The 19065-nt window shown below is 61.1% G+C and carries 15 protein-coding genes; 9 read left to right on the top strand and 6 right to left on the bottom strand.

All coding sequences use genetic code 11. The features are described 5' to 3' along the window. Nucleotides 1-17: 17 nt before the first annotated feature. Nucleotides 18-1073: a LacI family DNA-binding transcriptional regulator gene (locus FTE24_RS18040; protein ID WP_150229367.1), complete on the top strand. Its 1056-nt coding sequence runs from the start codon at nt 18-20 to the stop codon at nt 1071-1073. Between the two features lie 162 nt (nt 1074-1235). After that, on the top strand, nt 1236-4418 hold the full coding sequence (locus FTE24_RS18035; RefSeq protein WP_150229365.1) for an alpha-mannosidase: 3183 nt from the start codon (nt 1236-1238) through the stop codon (nt 4416-4418). Nucleotides 4419-4545: 127 nt separating this feature from the next. Here FTE24_RS18035 and FTE24_RS18030 read toward each other — a convergent pair whose 3' ends face one another. Beyond that, a complete protein-coding gene (locus FTE24_RS18030; RefSeq protein WP_150229363.1) occupies nt 4546-5424 on the bottom strand; it encodes an AraC family transcriptional regulator in 879 nt (292 codons plus the stop codon). Between the two features lie 175 nt (nt 5425-5599). Between FTE24_RS18030 and FTE24_RS18025 the strand changes: the two genes are divergently transcribed. From FTE24_RS18025 to FTE24_RS18015, 3 genes are all read left to right on the top strand, one after another. Further along, nucleotides 5600-6352, top strand: a complete 753-nt coding sequence (locus tag FTE24_RS18025; RefSeq protein ID WP_150229361.1) for a rhamnogalacturonan acetylesterase — start codon at nt 5600-5602, stop codon at nt 6350-6352. Next, nucleotides 6349-8523 (top strand): glycosyl hydrolase 115 family protein, encoded by a 2175-nt coding sequence (locus FTE24_RS18020; RefSeq protein WP_150229359.1) that lies wholly within the window; start codon nt 6349-6351, stop codon nt 8521-8523. The genes FTE24_RS18025 and FTE24_RS18020 overlap by 4 nt, the downstream gene beginning before the upstream one ends. A 97-nt stretch (nt 8524-8620) precedes the next feature. After that, nucleotides 8621-9133 carry a GNAT family N-acetyltransferase gene (locus tag FTE24_RS18015; RefSeq protein ID WP_150229357.1) on the top strand — a complete coding sequence of 171 codons (513 nt, stop codon included), beginning with the start codon at nt 8621-8623 and terminating at the stop codon, nt 9131-9133. Between the two features lie 75 nt (nt 9134-9208). Here FTE24_RS18015 and FTE24_RS18010 read toward each other — a convergent pair whose 3' ends face one another. The 5 genes from FTE24_RS18010 to FTE24_RS17990 all read right to left on the bottom strand — a co-directional run bounded on the left by FTE24_RS18010 (nt 9209) and on the right by FTE24_RS17990 (nt 11931). Continuing rightward, nucleotides 9209-9487 carry a DUF2653 family protein gene (locus tag FTE24_RS18010; RefSeq protein WP_150229355.1) on the bottom strand — a complete coding sequence of 93 codons (279 nt, stop codon included), beginning with the start codon at nt 9485-9487 and terminating at the stop codon, nt 9209-9211. A 3-nt stretch (nt 9488-9490) separates the two neighbouring features. After that, nucleotides 9491-9949 (bottom strand): hypothetical protein, encoded by a 459-nt coding sequence (locus FTE24_RS18005; RefSeq protein ID WP_150229353.1) that lies wholly within the window; start codon nt 9947-9949, stop codon nt 9491-9493. A 144-nt stretch (nt 9950-10093) separates the two neighbouring features. Further along, entirely contained in the window at nt 10094-10633 is a 540-nt protein-coding gene (locus FTE24_RS18000; protein WP_150229350.1) for a PadR family transcriptional regulator, read from the bottom strand. A 219-nt stretch (nt 10634-10852) separates the two neighbouring features. Further along, entirely contained in the window at nt 10853-11452 is a 600-nt protein-coding gene (locus FTE24_RS17995; protein ID WP_150229348.1) for a beta-class carbonic anhydrase, read from the bottom strand. A gap of 116 nt (nt 11453-11568) precedes the next feature. Continuing rightward, entirely contained in the window at nt 11569-11931 is a 363-nt protein-coding gene (locus tag FTE24_RS17990; protein ID WP_150229346.1) for an iron-sulfur cluster biosynthesis family protein, read from the bottom strand. Nucleotides 11932-12077: 146 nt separating this feature from the next. Between FTE24_RS17990 and FTE24_RS17985 the strand changes: the two genes are divergently transcribed. From FTE24_RS17985 to mutL, 4 genes are all read left to right on the top strand, one after another. Then, entirely contained in the window at nt 12078-13601 is a 1524-nt protein-coding gene (locus tag FTE24_RS17985; RefSeq protein ID WP_150229344.1) for a carboxypeptidase M32, read from the top strand. 143 nt (nt 13602-13744) lie between these two features. Beyond that, nucleotides 13745-14707, top strand: coding sequence for an aromatic acid exporter family protein (locus FTE24_RS17980; protein ID WP_150229342.1), 963 nt, complete (start codon nt 13745-13747; stop codon nt 14705-14707). 202 nt (nt 14708-14909) lie between these two features. After that, nucleotides 14910-17723, top strand: a complete 2814-nt coding sequence (mutS, locus tag FTE24_RS17975; RefSeq protein ID WP_150229340.1) for a DNA mismatch repair protein MutS — start codon at nt 14910-14912, stop codon at nt 17721-17723. A gap of 67 nt (nt 17724-17790) precedes the next feature. Next, on the top strand, nt 17791-19065 hold a 1275-nt coding region (mutL, locus tag FTE24_RS17970; protein ID WP_237401829.1), incomplete at its 3' end, for a DNA mismatch repair endonuclease MutL.

Genomic DNA, 19065 nt, shown 5'->3' with positions numbered 1-19065 from the left:
GAAGGCGAGGTGGAGAGATGACAAGCAAATCGATGGGTTCCAAACGAATCACCAGCCAGGACGTCGCCAGGCTTGCGGGTGTCTCCCGCAGCGTCGTCTCGGCCGTGCTGAACGGAACGCCGGGCATCGGCGTGAGCGAGCGGACGCGGGAGAACGTGCTGAGCGCGATCCGCGAGCTGGATTACCATGTGGACGCGAGGGCACGCGGCATGAAGACCGGGCGCAGCATGACGCTTGCGGCGTTCGGCGATACGGCCCATCCGCTGTTCATGCGGCTGCTCGAAGGCATGCAGCGGGCCGGCGAAGCGGCGGGGTATCACCTGCTGCTGAGTTCGCCGGGCCGGGGCCGGCCGGGCGAAGCGCGCAGCGAACTGCTGGAGCTGTACCAGCAGCGCAGAATCGACGGGATCGTGACGCTGGACGATACGAGTTATGCGGACGCGCAGTGGGCGCAGGCTGTCGGGGAAGTCGGCGTGCCTTACGTCTCGGTCGAAGGCTATGCCAAGACGGACGGCATTCATTCCGTGCACGCCGATTACCGGGGCAGCATGGAGACGGCGCTCGATTATTTGCGGGCGACCTATCCCGGGCTGGGCGCCGCGCCCGAATACGCGGAAGTGTTCAGCGCTTCGCACGGCGGGCGCGTCAACGAAGCGGAGCGGCAGCGCCGGCAGGGCTACGAAGACGCGTGCCGCAAGCACGGCTGGGAACCGGTCGTGTCCCGTCACCTGCAGCAGGGCGGCCGCGTGGACTGGACCGACTGGTGCCGGCAGCGCAGCCTGCGCAAGCCGGCGCCGCCGGTGCTGGTCAACTGGTCCAGCGCGGTGCCCGATCTGTACCGCGCCGCACGGGCCTGCGGATTGTCCGTCGGCGGCGATCTGCGTGTCATGGCCGCGGACAATACGATTCAAGGCGACGTGCTGAGCGTGCCGACGCTCAGCTGCGTAGAGATTCCGTACGCGGACATGGGCGAAGCGGCGGTCGCGAACGTGCTGCGGCAGGCAGGCGGGCAAGCTGGCCCGCCGTCGAAGCTGCGGCTGCCCGCCGTGCTCAAGCCGGGCGAGAGCGCTTAGGCGGGAGCTTTAACAGGTGTTTTCTTTAGAATCTGCTTTCTTTGAATGAACTCCAATGAATTCGAATAAGTTCCCACACACCCGAATAAACGGCAGGGCGGCATTCTGCGGAAGCCGCCGGTTTTTAAGTCACATAACACGTGTTATACAGGAGGCGACGATATGTTCTCGACAGACGAAAAGTTGGCTGCGCGCATCAAGGAACTGGAACCTTACCGGCACAGGGAAGCGATCGAATTGGACGGCTGGGACGGCCTCGAAGACGAAGCCGGAGCGAACGGCGCGTATCCGCCGGCTTCGTTCGAAGGCGCATGTACATACGCGATCGGCGACCGGTGGAGCGGCCGGGACCGGTATGTCTGGCTGCGGCGCCGCGTGGACATTCCGGCCGATTGGAGCGACCGGCGGATCGTCGGCCTGTTCGATTTCGGCCGGACCGGCGATTTCTACAACAGCGGCTTCGAATCGCTGCTGTTCGTGGACGGACATCCGTATCAGGGCGTCGACTCCAACCATCTCGAAGTGTTTCTCGACGCGGACACGGCCGGGCGGACGCTGGACTTGTCGTTTCGGCTCTGGTCGGGTCTCGAAGGCGGCGGGCTGCCGACTCCGCAGGAGCATGTGATCCGCGCGGCGCGGCTGACATGGCTCGACGAAGCGGCGGACGATCTGTATTATACGGCGCGCGCCGTGCTCGGCGTCTGCCGGGAACTGCCGGACAATGAAGCGCTGAAGCCAGAACTGCTGTCGGCGCTCAACCGGTCGTTCGGCCTGATCGACTGGTCCAGACCGGGCGGAGCCGGGTTCTACGACAGCGTGCAGGCGGCCGGTACGGAACTGCTCAACCGCCTGCGCGCGGTCCGGCGCGGCGAACATCCGGTGACGGTCACGGCGGTCGGGCATACCCATATCGACGTGGCCTGGTTGTGGCGCCTGACCCACACCCGGGAAAAAGCGGCGCGTTCCTTCTCGACCGTCCTGCGCCTGATGCGCCAATTTCCGGAGTACGTTTTTTTGCAAACCCAGCCCCAGCTCTACGCCTATATGAAGCAGGATTATCCCGAGCTGTACGCGCAAATCGCCGATCGGGTCCGGGAAGGACGCTGGGAAGCGGGCGGCGCGATGTGGCTGGAAGCGGACTGCAACCTGACGAGCGGCGAGTCGCTCGTGCGGCAGATTTTGTACGGCACGCAGTTTTTTCGCGATGAATTCGGGGTGGAGTGCAAGCATCTCTGGCTGCCCGACGTGTTCGGCTACAGCTGGGCGCTGCCGCAAATTTTGCGCAAATCCGGGATCGAGACGTTTATGACGACGAAGCTCGGCTGGAATCGCTATAACCAGATGCCGCACGACACGTTCTATTGGCGGGGAATCGACGGCAGCGAAGTGCTGACCCATTTCATCACGACGCGCGCCAAGCCGCTGTCCCAGGGCATTACGTACAACGGCGTGATCGAAGCTTTTTCCGTGCAGGGCATCTGGGATCTGTATCGGGACAAAAATCTCAATACCGAACTGCTGCTGGCGTACGGATACGGCGACGGGGGAGGGGGCGTCAACCGCGACATGCTGGAGATGCGCCGGCGCCTCGACACGCTGCCGGGTATTCCGGGCGTCAAGCCGGGCCGCGCGGACGACTATTTCGAGCGCTTGAACGAGACGATCCGGCAGACCGATGAATACGTGCATACGTGGGACGGCGAGCTGTATCTGGAGACGCACCGCGGCACGTATACGAGCCAGGCGCACAACAAACGGATGAACCGCAAGCTGGAGATGACTTACCGCGCAGCGGAATGGCTGCATGTGCTGCTGGCGGCGGAGCGGGGCGATCTAAGCGATTATCCGGCGGCGGAGCTGCTGGAAGGGTGGCATATTGTGCTGCGCAACCAGTTTCACGACATCATTCCCGGCTCGGCGATCCGCGAGGTGTACGAAGATTCGCGCGCGGAGTACGAACAGGCGGAAGAGATCGGCGAACGTCTGGTGCATCTTGCCGCGCGGCAGCTGACGCGGCAAGCCGCGGCGGATACGGAATTGCCTTCGCCACAAGCGGCTTATACCGTGTTCAGCGGCGCGTTTTTCGAGCGGACGGGGTATGTGAGCGTGGCGGGCGCAGACGACGGACATCGCCGCTGGACAGATGCGCAGGGCCAAGGTCTGCACGCCCAGCGTATGCCAAACGGCGAATGGCTCGTCCGGGTGCCGTCGCTGCCGCCGATGGGAAGCGCGGTCATTCGGAGTACGGTCGTCGAAGAAGCGCGGGAGGACGAACCTGTTTTGGAAGAGCCTGTTTTTATCGAAGCAAAGAGAACGATGACGACGCCGTTTTATATTCTCGAATGGAACGAAGCGGGACAGTTGAGCCGGATCTTCGACCGCGAAGCGCAGCGCGAAGTGCTGTTCGAAGGCGAATGCGGCAACGTGCTGCAGGTGTTCGAGGACAAGCCGCTGGAATACGACGCCTGGAATATCGATTTGGACTATGTGGAAAAAAAGAAAGAAATCACCGACCTTCTCTCGATGGAATGGGTCTGCGCCGGGCCGCTTGCGGCCGTGCTGCGCACGACGTGGCGCTACATGGATTCTTCCGTGACGCAGCATATGAAAGTGTACGCCGACCGGCGGCAGATCGATTTCGAGACGACGGTCGACTGGCACGAAAGCCACCAACTGCTCAAAGTGTCGTTCCCGGCCGCGATTCGCGCGACCGAAGCGACTTACGATATCCAGTTCGGCAACGTCAAGCGGCCGACGCATTGGAACACGAGCTGGGATTACGCGCGGTTCGAAAGCGTCGGCCACCAATGGGCGGATCTGTCGGAGCGGGATTACGGGGTCAGCCTGCTGAACGATTGCAAATACGGCTACGATATCAAAGACCATACGCTGCGGCTGACGCTGATCAAATCGGCGACCGATCCGGACTGGAGCGCCGATCAGGGCGAGCACGTATTTACGTACGCGCTGCTGCCGCACGCCGGCGACTGGGCGGCGGGGCGCACGGCGGAAGAAGCGTGGACGCTGAACGATCCGCCGCTTGCGGTGCGCGGCGCGTATACGGCCGGCGAAGGCCGCTCGCTCATCCGGACGGATACGGCGCGCATCGCGATCGACGCGATCAAGCGCGCCGAAGACGGCGACGGCTTTATCGTCCGGCTGCACGAATACGCGGGGCGCCGCATCCACGCGAATCTGTCCAGCGATTATTCCGCGGCTTCGTGGCAGGTGTGCGATCTGCTGGAACGCCCGATCGACGGCGAAGAGAAGAGTACGGGCGCGGCGCTGCGGCAGCTGTTCAAGCCGTACGAGATTTTGACGCTGCGCGTCCGTTTGCGAAGCTGACGAACGGCGAATGAGCTTCTGCCGGAGTACGTTCGGCAGCAGTTCGGCCAACGACCAGGAAGCCGGGCGGAGAACCTCTCCGCCTCGGCTTCTTTTTCCTGTTCGCACAGGCGTCGCCGCAAAGCATTCAGTCGGCCGCGCCGCCGGGGCGGTCCATGTTCCGGTATTCGCGCGGCGAAGCGCCCGACAGGCGTTTGAACATTTTGCCGAAATGCGAAAAGTTGTCGAAGCCCGCAAGTTCCGACACGAGCGTCACGCTGTGCCGGGTCTCGCGCAGCAGGCGCTGCGCTTCGCGGACGCGGGTCAGGTTGACGTATTCCGCGAAGCCGAACCCCGTCACTTCCTTGAACGTCCGGCTGAGATGGCTGCGGCTGATATAGAAGCGGCGCGCCAACTCGTCGAGCTCCAGCGGCTCGGCAAAATGCTGGTTGATATGGCGCACGATCTCCGCGATTTTGAGCCGGACGGGCGTCGGCTGCAGGGGAGGGCGCAGATCGCTTTTGCCGGAAGCGCGCGCGACGAGCAGCAGCAGTTCCCCCGCCATATGGCGCACGTGCAGGCGGTAGCCCGGCGGCCGGTCGTGCAGTTCGCGCAGCAGCGACAGCAGCAGTTCTTCGGCGCGCAGCTTTTCCTGCAAGTTGAGCGGGAGCAGCGCGCTGCCTCGGCTGAACGGCTTGCGCAGCAGCGCCCGTTCTTCCGGCGGATATTCGTCGAAGTAGGCGGCGGAGAAATAGAGCACGACCCGTTCGTGATCCGGGATGCCGGAATCGGTGCTTTTGTGCACGGCGTTGGAATCGATCAGGACGAGATCGCCGGCGCGAATCCGGTAGGCGCTGTCTTTGACGAAATAGTTGCGCTCGCCGCTGAACAGATAATACAGTTCGCAGCTGGCGTGGTAATGGTTTTGCAGCATGGAAAAGTAGCCGATGCGGCGATCGAATTCGACGCGAACAGGATCTTTCGATTCGCCGTAGTGCAGCAGGTCGGGAAGCTGTTGAAGCTGCATGGGACATCTCCTTTCGCCGCGTATGCCGATACGCTTGCGTTATTGCTGGCTCTATTTTAGCAAAAAAAGCGGGGTTCCCGTCAACACGGCGCGAAAAGCGGAGTCCATGCGCAAAGATTGGGCTAGCCTTGCAGCAAGGGCACGTTCAATTTAAGCGCAAAGGGAGCTGGGGGACATGGGGATCACGTTTTATCTGGCAGGCGATTCGACGATGGCGGACTATCCGCCGGAGCGGCTGCCGATGCAGGGCTGGGGCGCGAAGCTGTCGCTGTTTTTGGAAAAAGAGGCGCGCGTCGTCAACGAAGCGGCATGCGGGCGCAGCAGCAAAAGCTTTGTCGACGAAGGAAGGCTGGACCGGATCTTGCGCGTCATCGGCGAAGGCGATGTACTGCTGATCCAGTTCGGGCACAACGACGGCAAAGACGATCCGGAGCGGCACACGAGTCCGTGGACCACGTATGCCGAGACGCTCAAGCGTTATCTCGACGGAGCCCGGGAGCGCGGGGCGCATCCGGTGCTGGTCACGCCGATCGCGCGGCGTTATTTCGATGCCGACGGGCTGCTGACGCCGACGCACGGCGATTACCCGCGGGCGATGGAAGCGTTGGCGCAGCGCGAACGGGTGACGCTGGTCGATCTTGCGGGCCGCAGCGCTTCGGCGTTCAAGGAAATGGGGCCGCAGCATTCGAAGCGCTGGTTCGTGCAGCTGCGGCGGGGCGAACATCCCCATTATCCGAACGGGATCATGGACGATACGCATTTGAACGAATACGGCGCGCAGGAGGCGGCTTTCCTCGTCGCGCAGGCGCTGGCCGCCGCCGGGATGCGCGGCGTTCGCCCGCGCGGCGCGCTGGAATCGGCGGCGCTTGCGGACGCGCCCGCTGACCCGGCCGAAGCTTCGGCCGCCGCGAAGCGGGTGCTTTCATGAGCGCCGCGGACGCGCGTTCCGCGCAGCTCCGCTCCCTGCGGCTGGCCGGGCAGGTCCGGCTGCACGCGGAGCCCGGCGAATCGACGGCGGTCGCGCATGCGCTGCGCTTCCTGCTGCGGGATTTGCGCGCGGTGCTCGGCGCCGAACCGCAGCTTGCGGAAGACGAACGGACGGCGCAGCTCGTCGTTCGCACGGCCCGCGGTTCGGACGGCTGCCCCGACCGGCCGGAAGCGTTCGTGTTCCGCTTCGAGCGCCGCGAACACGCCCAAGACGCCGAACACATCGAACACGCCGAGACCGGCCCGGAACAAGAGGTCCGGATGGTCATCGCGGGCCGCGACGAACTGGGCCTCGTGTACGGCCTGCTGGAATTCGGCCGGATTTTTCTGGGCGTTCCGCCGCTGGGATACTGGATGGATCGGAGCCCGGAGCGCCGAAGCGAGCTGATTCTGACGTGCGAACCGTACGATTCGCCGCCGCGGCGCGTGCGGTATCGGGGCTGGTTCGTCAACGACGAAGTCAGCCTGATCGGCTGGACGAGGCAGTACCCGCCGCCGCGCGAAGTGTGGGAGCCGGTGTTCGAAGCGCTGCTGCGCTGCGGCGGCAACATGGTCATCGCCGGCACGGATCTGCCGCGCCACGGCATTCATCATACGCTTGCGTCCGAAATGGGTCTGATCGTGACGCATCATCATGCGGAGCCGCTCGGCGCGCAGATGTTCCTGCGGGCGTATCCGGGCTACCGGGCGAGCTACCGCGAGGAGCCGGAGCGGTACGAACGGCTGTGGCGGCAGGCGATCGAAGAGCAGAAAGACCGCCGCATCCTGTGGGTGCTGTCGTTTCGCGGGCAGGGGGACAAGCCGTTCTGGGAAGACGACCCTTTCTTCGACACGCCGCAAAAGCGCGGAGAGCTGATCTCCCGCGCGATGCGCCGGCAGTATGAGCTGATCCGCGAATCGGTGAGCGATCCGGTCTGCTGCGTCGCGCTGTACGGCGAGATTTCGGAATTGTACAAAGCCGGCTGGATCGAGCTTCCGGAAGGCGTCATCCGGATCTGGGCGGACAACGGCTACGGCAAAATGGTGTCGCGCCGGCACGGCAATCTGAATCTGCGTACGCCGGCGCTGCCCGCGCCGGGCGAGAGCGGCCCGCACGGCCTGTACTATCATGTGACGTTCCATGATTTGCAGGCGTCCAACCATCTGACGATGTTTCCGGGAAGCGCCGAATTTTTGCGCAGCGAGATTCGGACGGCGTTCGCCGCCGGCGCGGACGAATACCTGCTCGTCAACTGCGGCGGCATTCGCCCCCACGTCTATCCGCTGGACGTGCTGCGCACGCTCTGGAACGACGGAACGATCGACGAGGACCGGCACCGGCAGCAGTTCGTGCGGGATTATTACACGTCCGGTCATGACGAACTTGAACGGTTGTACCGGACTTATCCCGAAGCGGCACTGGCTTACGGGCCGAACGCCGACGATCTGGCCGGAGACGAATATTACCATCATCCGGCGCGGCAGATCGTCGGCTGGTGGATTGAAGGCCGGACGCCTGACTCCGATCCCCGGTTGGACTGGGCGGCGCAATCTTCCTCATGGGCCGGGCAGGTGCAGCGGTTCGAACAGAAGCTGAAGGCCGCGATCCCGAAGTGGGAAGCGTGGCTGCGGGCCTGCGACGAAGCGGCGAAGCGGCTTGAAGCCGGGGACCGGCAGCGGATGCTTGACCATCTGCGGTTTCACGGCGAACTGCACGCTTCCGGCTGCGCAGGCTTCTATCTGCTGTGCCGGTCGTACGGCGAGTACGCGCAGGGCAGGCTGCCGGAAGCGTTCGTGCTGGCGTCGGAATCGATGTCGCAGTACGAACGGGGAGTGGACGCGCTGCGGGCGGCGGAACACGGCAAATGGGCGGACTTCTACCGCGCGGACTGGCTGACGAATATCGCAAGCACCGTGCGCAGCGTCGATACGCTTCGCCGGGTGCTGCGCGTGCAGGGCGATGGCCCGGACTTTTTCCTCTGGTTCAAACAATACCTGATGCAGGAAACGGAAAAGTATATTTATTTGGAAAACACGCACCGCGAACCGTTGGACGACGACGAGCTGGCGCGGAGATTGAAGGAGCGGCTGTTCGGGGAAACGGCGGATCTTTTAACAGATTCCCCTGGTTGATTTCCTTATTCGCTGCCTTTATTAGATACCTCTATTGGATGCCCCTTACCATGACGCGCGAAAAGCGGGTATAATCGTCAAAAAGGAGGGGGAAGCGATGGAAATCCGATTGTTGCAGCCCGGCGACGCGGCCGCTTATTTGAAGCTGCGCCTTGAAGCGCTCCGGCTGCACCCCGAAGCTTTCGGTTCGAGTTATGAGGAAGAGCGCGGCGACACGCCCGACAAATATGAACGGCGCTTCGCCGCAGGAGCTTCTTTTACGTACGGAGCTTTTGTCGACGGGCGGTTGGCCGGTTCGGTGACGCTCGTTCCCGAAGTTCGCCTGAAGCTGCGGCACCGGGCGAATCTGGTCGCCGTCTACGTGTCGGAACGCTGCCGCCGGCAGGGAGCCGCCAAAGCGCTGCTGGAAGCGGTGCATGAACAAGCGCTTGAGCTCGAAGGCCTCGAACAGCTGCATCTGGGCGTCGCCTCGACGAACGAAGCGGCGCTCTCGCTGTACGAAGGGTTCGGATTCGAAAGTTACGGCGAAGAGAAGCGCTCGCTCAAAATCGAGGGAGCGTATGTCGACGAGCGGTTGATGGTTAAGTTTTTGTATCCGAAAAAAGACTAAACAAAGAACCGATTCGAATTTTCGAATCGGTTCTTTGCCGTATAGTGTAAGGCCGTATTCTGTTATAAGACGGCTTTACACCGCGACGTGCGCGATAATCTCTTCCGTCAGTTCCAGACGGATCTGATCGGGAAAAGCGCGGACGTGATATTCCTGGTCCAGATAGCGGGTAATCGCTTCGATCAGCGCGCCTTCGTTAATGTACCAGTCCCGGCCCTGCACCGTAATATGCGCGCTGAAGCCGAGGTCTTCGTCCCACAGCATGTCGACCGTCACTTCGGTCGGTTGGATCACCCGGCGCTGCGCGATGTTGAGGCAGACGGCGTTGATGATTTCGTCCATCGTCAGCTGCATGGCTTAGTAACGTCCGTCCCGTTCGCGCGAACGGCGGCGGTTGTCCTGAATCGCGCGGTACACGGTGCGGATCACGACGAACAGCATGTAGAGCACGAGCAGATTGACGAGCAGGCCGAGCATGCCGCCGAATGCGCCCATGTTGGCGAACAGGCTGCCGAACATGAGGCCGGCGATACCGCCGAACAGCATGCCGCGGAAGAACGTGCCGCCGAAGCCGCCGCGATTCGTATTGCCGCTGCGGTTGACGCTGTTCGTATTGGACGGCGTATTGGAGTTCGAGCGCGTGCCCGAATTGATACTGTCGCTGTTTTGCGTTTTGTTTGGCGTGCTCTGGTACGATCTCGGTCCGGAGCTAAAGCCGCCTCGACGCGCATCGGCTTGTTCGGGAACGACGGCCGAAGCGGCGAACAGGATAAGGAAAGACAAAAGGACAGAGAAGAACTTTTTGGATTGCCGCATAATAAATGAAATTCCTCCTATAGGGTCGGTTGGTAAAAGGAAAAAGCGCAGGCGCTTTGCCTTTCTCCTACCCTATACGGAGGAATCTCGTGAACGTTTCAATTTTTAATGATTATTTTTTGTGCAACTTGATTTTGGACAGTCTTACGCTTCCGCCGTCCACTGTCCGTACTCCTGCTCGACCCAATCGATCCAGTCGATGCTTGCTTTGGTGCGCATGACCGCTTTTTGCAGCAGAATGTAATCTTCGAAGCCGATATGCCCCGGATTGCGGTATTCCTGCGGAATCGCATCCTGGATATCTTTGTAATATTTCATGCGTTCGACGTGGTACTTCCGTCTGCCCGCAAACATTCGGCGCACCTCGGAAGGCTCGGCCAAATGGATGCAGAAACATTTCAGGTTGAATTCGTCGCGCATGACCGGCGGCGCCGTCTCTTCCAGCAGCCACTCGTGCAGCTTGTCGGTGCCCGCGGGGGTAATGGAATACAGCTTTTTGTCCGGCTTGTCCGTCTGCTGAATCCATTTGGCGCTGAGCAGTCCCTGTTCTTCCATGCTGCCGAGCAGCGGATAGATCTGGCTGTGCTTGGCCTGCCAGAAAGGCTGGATCTTGAGCATCAAATCGTAACCCGAAGCTTCCGTTCGCGAGACGAGAGCAAGCAGGCCGTAAGAAAGTATATTCATGAAATCACCCGTTTTCTATATTCAGGGCGCCCCGCCTAGGGACGGCACACTCTTCGTCCCAAGTGTACAACATCCGAAGACGCCACGGCAACCAAGAGCGCAAACGAGGATGCGATGCGGATAAGAGAAGAACAAACGCCAAAAGCACGGTTTCCGCAGAAACCGTGCTTTTCGGGTGAAAACCGTTTCGAGAGATCCCGGCAAAACGGCCCAATGACGTTACGGCGTGTCCGGCGTCGAGTGGGCTTTGCCGCGCAGCCGTTCGTAGCCGTCTTCGATCAATTCGAGCTTGCCCGTCTTCGGATCGATCAGCATGCCGTGGACCGGAACGCCGGCCGGCATAAGCGGATGGTTCGCGATCATGTCGACGCTGTGCATGACGCCTTCGGTCTCGTTCTCCACGCCTTTGAACCATTGGCCGAGCTGGACGCCGGAATGTTCGAGCGTCGCCAGCACTTCGTCCGACACGCCGCGTTCGCGCATCTGGCCCATAATATGGCCGGCGTTCAGCGAAGCCATGCCGCATTCGTAATGGCCGACGACGATCACTTCTTCCGCCTGAAGCTCGTACAGCGCGACCAGAATGCTGCGCATGATACTGCCGAACGGCGAGGAGATGACGGCACCGGCCGTTTTCAGAATTTTGGCGTCGCCGTTGCGCATATTCATCGCCCGCGGCAGCAGTTCCGTCAGCCGGGTGTCCATGCAGGTGAGCACGACGACTTTTTTCTCCGGGAACTTTCCGCTGATAAACGCTTCGTATTCCTTGTTTTCAACAAACGCCTTATTATGATCCAAAATTTCCGTAATTTGAGTCAAAGCCGGTTCCTCCTTTTTCGCCTGGCCGCTTTCGCCCTTTAGCGTTATCACGCATTTTACATAAAGGCGCAGGGAAAATTCAAGCCCGAATTTTGCCGGACGTCGGCGTCAAGCGTTCAGGCGCGGATTTGTGCTTCCGTGCGGCGGTCCTGAATCGGGATGCTGGAGCCGTACGATTGGCCGTCGCTCGCGAGGCGTACCGACGTTTTGTCGAAGCCGCTGATCGTAATGGACAGTCTCTCGTCGAAATAGACGGCGTCGCTGCGGTTCACGATAAAGTTCAGGCCGCTGTCCGAAGAAACGGAGAGATCCGACTCTTCCGCCTTGTCCACGATCCACAGCGCGATCGCGCCGCTCAGCGAACAGCCGCAGCCTTCGTTATCGTAAGCGAGGCGGATAAAGCCGGGACGGCCGCCGAATTTCGATTGCAGCAAAGTAACGGCTTCGGGAGACACTTTCATGGACAGGGAGAAGGACATGGGTAACACTCCTTTTGATAAATTGTATTTTGCAAAACCTTTTACTGATATTGATTATACGCCCGTCAAAAAGTATGATCAAGAGGGAGAATACTTATGTTTACCATTTTTATAAAACTATCAAACTCACGAGGTGAAGCATCCGGATGGAACAGCAGCTGCAGGAAAAATGGAACGGGTTTCGCGAATTGGTGTCCAAAATCGGAAGTTACAACGAAGCGATCGGTCTGATGTATTGGGATCTGCGTACCGGGGCGCCGCGCAAAGGCGCGGAGACGCGCGCAGAGACGATCGGCCTGCTGTCGACGGAAGCGTTCAAGCTGCAAACGTCGGACGAGATGGGTACATACCTCGACTTTTTCGCTCAGGAGGAGCATGCCGCGCAGTTGGAAGACGTCGATCGCCGGCTCGTGGCCACGGTCAAGCAGGAATACGACCAGAGCCGCAAAATTCCCGAGAGCGAATTCAAGGCGTATACGATTCTGACGTCCAAATCGGAAACGAAATGGGAAGACGCCAAAGAAAGCGGAGACTTCGATTCGTTCGAGCCTTTCCTGACCGAGATCGTCGCGACGCTGCGCAAATTCGTCGGTTATTGGGGCGCCAAGGACACGCCTTACGACACGCTGCTCGACATGTACGAACCGGACATGACGGTGGAACGGCTGGACGCGGTGTTCGAGCGGCTCAAGCAGCGCCTGGTGCCGTTGGCGGAAGCGATCGCGGCGTCCGATATTCGCCCGGAACTGCCGTTCCTGGAGCAAGTCTATCCGAAGGAAGGGCAGAAAGCGTTCAGCCATTTTATCCTCAAAGAGATGGGCTACGACTTCGACGCCGGCCGGCTGGACGAGACGGTGCATCCGTTCGCGACGGGGCTCAACCCGGGCGACGTGCGGATTACGACGGCGTACCACGAACGCGACGTGCTGAGCGCGGCGTTCAGTTCGCTGCATGAAGGCGGACACGCGCTGTATGAGCAAAATATCGATCCGAAGCTGACGGGCACACCGCTTGCGCAGGGCACGTCGATGGGCATCCACGAATCGCAGTCGCGTTTCTGGGAGAACATGGTCGGACGCAGCCTGCCGTTCTGGCAGCGGTATTTCGGCGATTTGCAGCGGCAGTTCCCCGAGCAGCTGGCCGGCGTTACGGCGGAGCAGTTCCATTTTGCCGCGAACCGGGTCGAAAGCTCGCTGATCCGGATCGAAGCGGACGAACTGACCTACAATCTGCATATCATTATCCGGTACGAGATCGAGAAGATGCTGTTCAACGAAGACCTGGACGTGAAGAAGCTGCCCGAAGTATGGAATGCCAAATATGAGAGTTATCTGGGCATCACGCCGCCGGACAACGCCGCAGGCGTGCTGCAGGACGTCCACTGGTCGGGCGGCGCGTTCGGCTACTTCGCTTCGTATTCGCTCGGCAATATGTACGCGGCGCAGATCATGCACACGCTGCGCAAGGAAATGGACAATTTCGACGAGCTGATCGAGCAGGGCAACCTGCTGCCGATCAAACAATGGCTGACCGACAAGATTTACCGGTTCGGCAAATCGAAAAAACCGTCCGAAATCATTTTCGATGTGACCGGCGAAGAGTTGAACCCGGATTATCTCGCGGATTATCTGGAACACAAGTACACAAGTCTGTATAATCTGAAGCTGTAGCACGGTCTCCTGCGGGAGTCCGCTCCGAATCCTGCCCTTCCTTCGCGGAAGCGGCGGGATTTTTGACTCCGGGCAGAAATGTAAGAATCATGACAGTTTCGAAAATAAAGTGAACGTTTCTGAAAAAAGGAAGAAGGGATACGATGACAGGCCTGTTCGGTTTTCGCGTGATCAAAACGGCCGTCGCGGCTTTTGCCGCGATCCTGATCGCGCATTTTGTCGGCATTCCGTCGGCGACGTCGGCGGGGCTGCTGGCGATCCTCGGGCTCGACACGACGATCAAGCGCAGCATCAAGACGGTCGTGGACCGCTTTTTCGCTTCGATTCTCGGTCTCCTGGTCGCCTGCGCCTTGTTCGGTATTCTCGGTTTTCATTACTGGGTCATTCCGCTGTATATCCTGGTCGCGTTTCCCGCGATCGTCAAAGCGACGTTCAAAGGCGGCATCGTCACGAACGCCGTCGTCGTGTTCCACGTGTTCAACGCCGGAGTCATCTCCTGGCCAGTGCTCTGGACCGAATTGCAGCTGCTCGTTATCGGCCTCGGTTCGGCGATGCTCGTCAATTTGGTGTACATGCCGAATCCGGAAGAAAAGCTGGCCAAAATCCGCGGCGAGGCGGACGAATGCTTTTCCCGCATTTTCGCCCAGTTCGCCCGTACGCTGCGCAACGCCGATTACGTCTGGGACGGCAAAGAACTGATCGAAGCCGACAAAAAAGTCGAAGAAGGCCTTGCGCTCGCGCGCCGCTCCCTGGAGAACCAGGTCGTCAAAGCCGACGAGTTCTGGAGCGTGTACTTTTACATGCGCAAGCAGCAGCTGGAATCGATCCAGACGATGGCGCAGCTCGTGTCGCAGGTGTACCGCAAAATCTCGCAGGCCGAACTCACCGCGGAACTGTTCGATCGTCTGGAGCAGGACGTCAAAAGCGAACATTACACCGGCCGGGCCGAAGACATGCTCACAGAGCTGGAAGAGCGCTTCAAAGAGATGAGCCTGCCGCATACGCGCGAAGAATTCGAGGTGCGTTCGGCGATTCTCCAGCTGTGCCGGGAACTTAACCGCTATTTGAAATTGTCGAAAAAAGACAAGGCTCCGCACGTGACGTAAGCAGGGGAAGTTGGAGCCGGATGTCTCGACGCTTCGGGACGGGGAAACCCCCGTCCCTGTTTGGTTTGTGCATGCGGCCCGGCGGCCGATCGATCGGCGTCGTCGGGATCAATTTGAACGTATGTTCGCATTTGCGCGCTTTTCGCCGGAAGTCTGTTATAATCAGGGAGAGAAAAGAAGGCAGAATGTATGGAGGGGAATCATGGCCAAATTAACGCCGATGATGGAACAGTATCTCAAGATCAAGGAAGAAGCGAAGGACGCGATCCTCTTTTTCCGGCTGGGAGACTTTTATGAAATATTTTTCGACGATGCCCTGACGGCTTCGCGCGAATTGGAGATTACGCTGACCGGACGCAACGCGGGGCTGGAAGAGCGGGCGCCGATGTGCGGCGTGCCGTACCACGCGGCCGAAGGTTACGTGCAGCGTCTGATCGAAAAAGGGTACAAAGTGGCGATCTGCGAGCAGGTGGAAGAACCGGCCGCCGGCCGCGGCATGATGCGCCGCGAGATCGTGCGCGTCGTCACGCCGGGTACGCTGATGGAGAGCCGCGCGCTCGGAGAGAAATCGAACAACTACCTCGTCTGCGTGACGAGCAGCGGCGGCATGACCGCGATCGCGGCTTGCGACCTGTCGACAGGCGACCTGCACGTGACGTCCGCGCCGGACAACGACGAATGGATCAAAGGCGAAGTCGGCGTCTATCAGCCGTCCGAAGCGATCGGTGACGCTGCGCTGCTCGATCTGCTCGGGACGCAGGCCGCGCCGATGGAACGCCGGCTCGTCCGCACGCCGTGGGACAAAAGCAGGGAAGACGGCGCGCGCGAGCAGTTCGGCGAAGCCGTCTGGGCGCGTCTGGACGAAGAACGCCGAGTGTGCGTGGCGCGCCTGTTCGCCTACCTCGCGGAAACGCAGAAGCGGGCGCTCGGCCAACTGACGAAAATTTCGGTGTACGAGCCGAACCATTACATGATTCTCGATTCGTTCACGCGCCGCAACCTTGAATTGACGGAGACGGTGCGCGAGCGCTCCAAGAAAGGCTCGCTGCTCTGGCTGCTCGATCGGACGAAGACGTCGATGGGCGCGCGGACGCTGCGCCGCTGGATCGACAAGCCGCTGCTGCAGCGCAGTTCGATCGAAGACCGGCTCGAAGCGGTGGAACATCTGCACCGCGACCTGATTCTGCGCGGCGACGTGCAGGAAGCGCTGAAGGAAATTTACGATCTCGAACGGCTGGTCGGCCGCGTCGCGTTCGGCAGCGCCAACGGCCGCGACATGGTCGCGCTGCGCGATTCGCTGCTGCAAATCCCGGGATTGAAACAGATCTGTCTGAATTCCGGTTCGCAGACCCTTTCGTCGACGGCGAACCGGATGGACGAATGCGCGGAACTTGCGCAGGCGATCTCCGCGGCGGTGACCGACGAACCGCCGGTATCGGTACGCGACGGCGGGCTGATTCGCAAAGGCTACCACGAACATCTGGACCAGCTGCGCGAAGCGAGCGTTAACGGCAAGCGCTGGATCGCCGAGCTTGAAGCCGAAGAACGCCGCGTGACCGGTATCCGCTCGCTCAAAGTCGGCTACAACAAAGTGTTCGGCTACTATATCGAGATTACGCGCGCCAATCTCGGCCAGCTGCCGGAAGGCCGCTACGAGCGCAAGCAGACGCTGGCCAACGCCGAGCGGTACATTACCCCCGAGCTCAAGGAGAAGGAATCGCTCATTCTCGAAGCGGAAGAAAAAATGGCCGATCTCGAATACGGGCTGTTCCTCGAACTGCGCGAGCGGGTCGCGGAGCGGATTCCGCGGTTGAAATCGCTGGCCGAGCGGGTCGCGGAAATCGACGTCTACCAGGCGTTCGCCGAAGCGAGCGCGGAGAAATCGTTTGTCCGTCCGCAGCTGCACGACGGCTACGACCTCAGCGTGGACAACGGACGCCATCCGGTCGTCGAAGCGGTCATGGAAGGCGGGTCGTTCGTGGCCAACGCGACCGGACTTGCCGAAGACGGCGCGAATATCATGCTTATCACCGGACCGAACATGGCCGGCAAAAGCACGTATATGCGTCAGGTCGCGCTCATCTCGATCATGGCCCAGATCGGCTGCTTCGTTCCGGCGGACCGGGCGAGCGTGCCGCTGCTGGACCGGATCTTTACTCGGATCGGCGCGGCGGACGATCTCGTCGGCGGCCAGAGCACGTTTATGGTCGAAATGGCCGATATCCAGGTCATGACCCAGCAGGCGACGCGGGACAGCCTCATCATTATCGACGAACTCGGCCGGGGCACGTCGACGAGCGAAGGCATGGCGATCGCGCAGGCGGTCATCGAGCATGTGCACGAATCGATCGGCTGCAAAGCGCTCGTCTCGACGCATTTCCATGAGCTGGCGCATCTGGAAGAAAGCCTGCCGCGCCTGCGCAATTACTGCATGGCGGTGCGCGAGAGCGGCGACCAGGTCGCTTTCCTGCGCAAACTGGTCGCGGGCGCGGCCAGCACGAGCTACGGCATCTACTGCGCGCGCCTCGCCGGGCTTCCGGGCAGCATTATCGACCGGGCCTACGGCCTGCTGCAGGGCTTCGAACAGGCCGCCGCGAACGTGACGTCCGGCAGTCCGGAATCCGCCGCGGCCCAAGCGGCTTCTCCGGTAACGGCTCCGGTAACGGCTCCGGTGAAGAACAAGGCCGAAGACAAGGTTGCGAGCACGTTCAATAACAAGATCGAAGCGGAAGCGATTTATCCGCTGCCGTCGAACGAAGGGCCGGACCGGACCGGCGAAGTGCGCGAGCATGCGCCTGCCACCCGGCAGGGCGTCGTGCAGCTGTCGATCTTCGGCGAAGAAGAACGGGCGCCGCAGAGCGCGGCCGCACCGGCCAAGGAAGATCCGATCAAAGAAGATCCGAAAGTCAAACAGATGCTCCAGCGCGTCCGCGAGATCGACGTGATGAACCTGACGCCGCTGCAGGCGATGCAGATGCTCAACGAGCTGAAGCTCGAAGCGCAGCGTCTGGGTTAATCCGCGCACCCGTAGAGTACGCCGCCTGGTTTCGCTACCCGATATCGAACAGGAAAGGAGAATGAAAATGGCCAGAATCAAAGTATTGGACGAACATATCGCCAACCAGATCGCGGCCGGCGAAGTGGTGGAACGGCCGGCTTCGGTCGTCAAGGAACTGGTCGAGAACGCGATCGACGCCGGCGCGACCAAGGTCGACGTCTGGACGGAGGAAGGCGGTTTGTCTTCGATCCGCGTGACCGACAACGGTTCGGGCATCGAACCGGACGATTGCGAGACCGCTTTTTACCGGCATGCCACCAGCAAAATTTCGGGCGGCCGCGATCTGTTCCAGATTACGAGCCTGGGCTTTCGCGGCGAGGCGCTGCCGAGTATCGCGTCGGTCGCCAAAGTCGAAGTGCTGACCGCCTGCGGCGACGACGGGGCGGGACGCCGCCTCGTGATCGAAGGCGGCACGCTCAAGAGCAACGAAGACGCGCCCGCTTCGCGCGGAACGGACTTTCGCGTGCGGGAGCTGTTCTTCAACACGCCGGCCCGGCTCAAGTATATGAAGACGGTGCAGACCGAACTCGGGCATATTTCCGATTACATGTACCGCATGGCGCTGTCGAATCCGAACGTCGCGTTTACGCTGCGCCATAACGGCAATTCGCTGCTTCAGACGCTGGGCGGCGGCGATCTGCTGCAGGTCATCGCCGCGGTATACGGCACGACGAGCGCCAAAGCGATGCTGCCGCTCGAAGGCGAGAACCTCGATTTTTCCGTCGGGGGCTTCGTCAGCCTGCCGGACTTTACCCGTTCGAACCGCAGCGCGATCACGACGGTCGTGAACGGGCGTTATATCCGCAGCCACGTTCTGAACCAGGCGATCATGCGGGCGTATCATACGCTGCTGCCTGTCGGGCGGCATCCGCTCGTCGTGCTGCGTCTGGCGATGCACCCGTCGTTGGTCGATGTCAACGTGCATCCGGCCAAGCTCGAAGTGCGCTTCAGCAAGGAAGCCGAGCTGACCGAATTCGTACAGGACACGATCCGCGCCGCTCTGGCGCGCGAAGTGCTTATTCCCAAAGCGATCAACCAGCGGGTCGGCAAAAGCAATACGATGATCCAGGAGCAGTTCCATTTCCCGAAACGGGAAGAGCTGCTCGGCGAGCTTGCGGGCGAAGTTCCGCAGGATAAAGGTGCGGCGGGCCTGCCGCCGCACGCGCCCGCTCCCGGCGCGCCCGAACCGTCGGACGATGCCGACGATTTCGTGCCGGCGGATGCCGCCGGCGCCCCGCCCGCCGCTGCGCAGCCGGCCCTCAATGCCGCCGCGCCTGCGGACGGGCGCGGCGAGCAGGCC

Source organism: Saccharibacillus sp. WB 17, from assembly GCF_008634075.2.
Classification (GTDB): Bacteria; Bacillota; Bacilli; order Paenibacillales; family Paenibacillaceae; genus Saccharibacillus; species Saccharibacillus brassicae.
The sequence above is the reverse complement of the archived record's forward strand: the minus strand, read 5'-3'. Positions and strand labels throughout refer to the sequence as shown.

What these genes read in the sequence shown, in the direction of transcription:
- FTE24_RS18005 (WP_150229353.1), bottom strand. Translation starts at nt 9,949, where the DNA reads ATGCGGCAATCCAAAAAGTTCTTCTCTGTCCTTTTGTCTTTCCTTATC.
- FTE24_RS17980 (WP_150229342.1), top strand. Translation starts at nt 13,745, where the DNA reads ATGACAGGCCTGTTCGGTTTTCGCGTGATCAAAACGGCCGTCGCGGCT.
- FTE24_RS18030 (WP_150229363.1), bottom strand. Translation starts at nt 5,424, where the DNA reads ATGCAGCTTCAACAGCTTCCCGACCTGCTGCACTACGGCGAATCGAAA.
- FTE24_RS18000 (WP_150229350.1), bottom strand. Translation starts at nt 10,633, where the DNA reads ATGAATATACTTTCTTACGGCCTGCTTGCTCTCGTCTCGCGAACGGAA.
- FTE24_RS18020 (WP_150229359.1), top strand. Translation starts at nt 6,349, where the DNA reads ATGAGCGCCGCGGACGCGCGTTCCGCGCAGCTCCGCTCCCTGCGGCTG.
- FTE24_RS18010 (WP_150229355.1), bottom strand. Translation starts at nt 9,487, where the DNA reads ATGCAGCTGACGATGGACGAAATCATCAACGCCGTCTGCCTCAACATC.
- FTE24_RS17990 (WP_150229346.1), bottom strand. Translation starts at nt 11,931, where the DNA reads ATGTCCTTCTCCCTGTCCATGAAAGTGTCTCCCGAAGCCGTTACTTTG.
- FTE24_RS18015 (WP_150229357.1), top strand. Translation starts at nt 8,621, where the DNA reads ATGGAAATCCGATTGTTGCAGCCCGGCGACGCGGCCGCTTATTTGAAG.
- mutS (WP_150229340.1), top strand. Translation starts at nt 14,910, where the DNA reads ATGGCCAAATTAACGCCGATGATGGAACAGTATCTCAAGATCAAGGAA.
- FTE24_RS18035 (WP_150229365.1), top strand. Translation starts at nt 1,236, where the DNA reads ATGTTCTCGACAGACGAAAAGTTGGCTGCGCGCATCAAGGAACTGGAA.
- FTE24_RS17985 (WP_150229344.1), top strand. Translation starts at nt 12,078, where the DNA reads ATGGAACAGCAGCTGCAGGAAAAATGGAACGGGTTTCGCGAATTGGTG.
- FTE24_RS18025 (WP_150229361.1), top strand. Translation starts at nt 5,600, where the DNA reads ATGGGGATCACGTTTTATCTGGCAGGCGATTCGACGATGGCGGACTAT.
- FTE24_RS18040 (WP_150229367.1), top strand. Translation starts at nt 18, where the DNA reads ATGACAAGCAAATCGATGGGTTCCAAACGAATCACCAGCCAGGACGTC.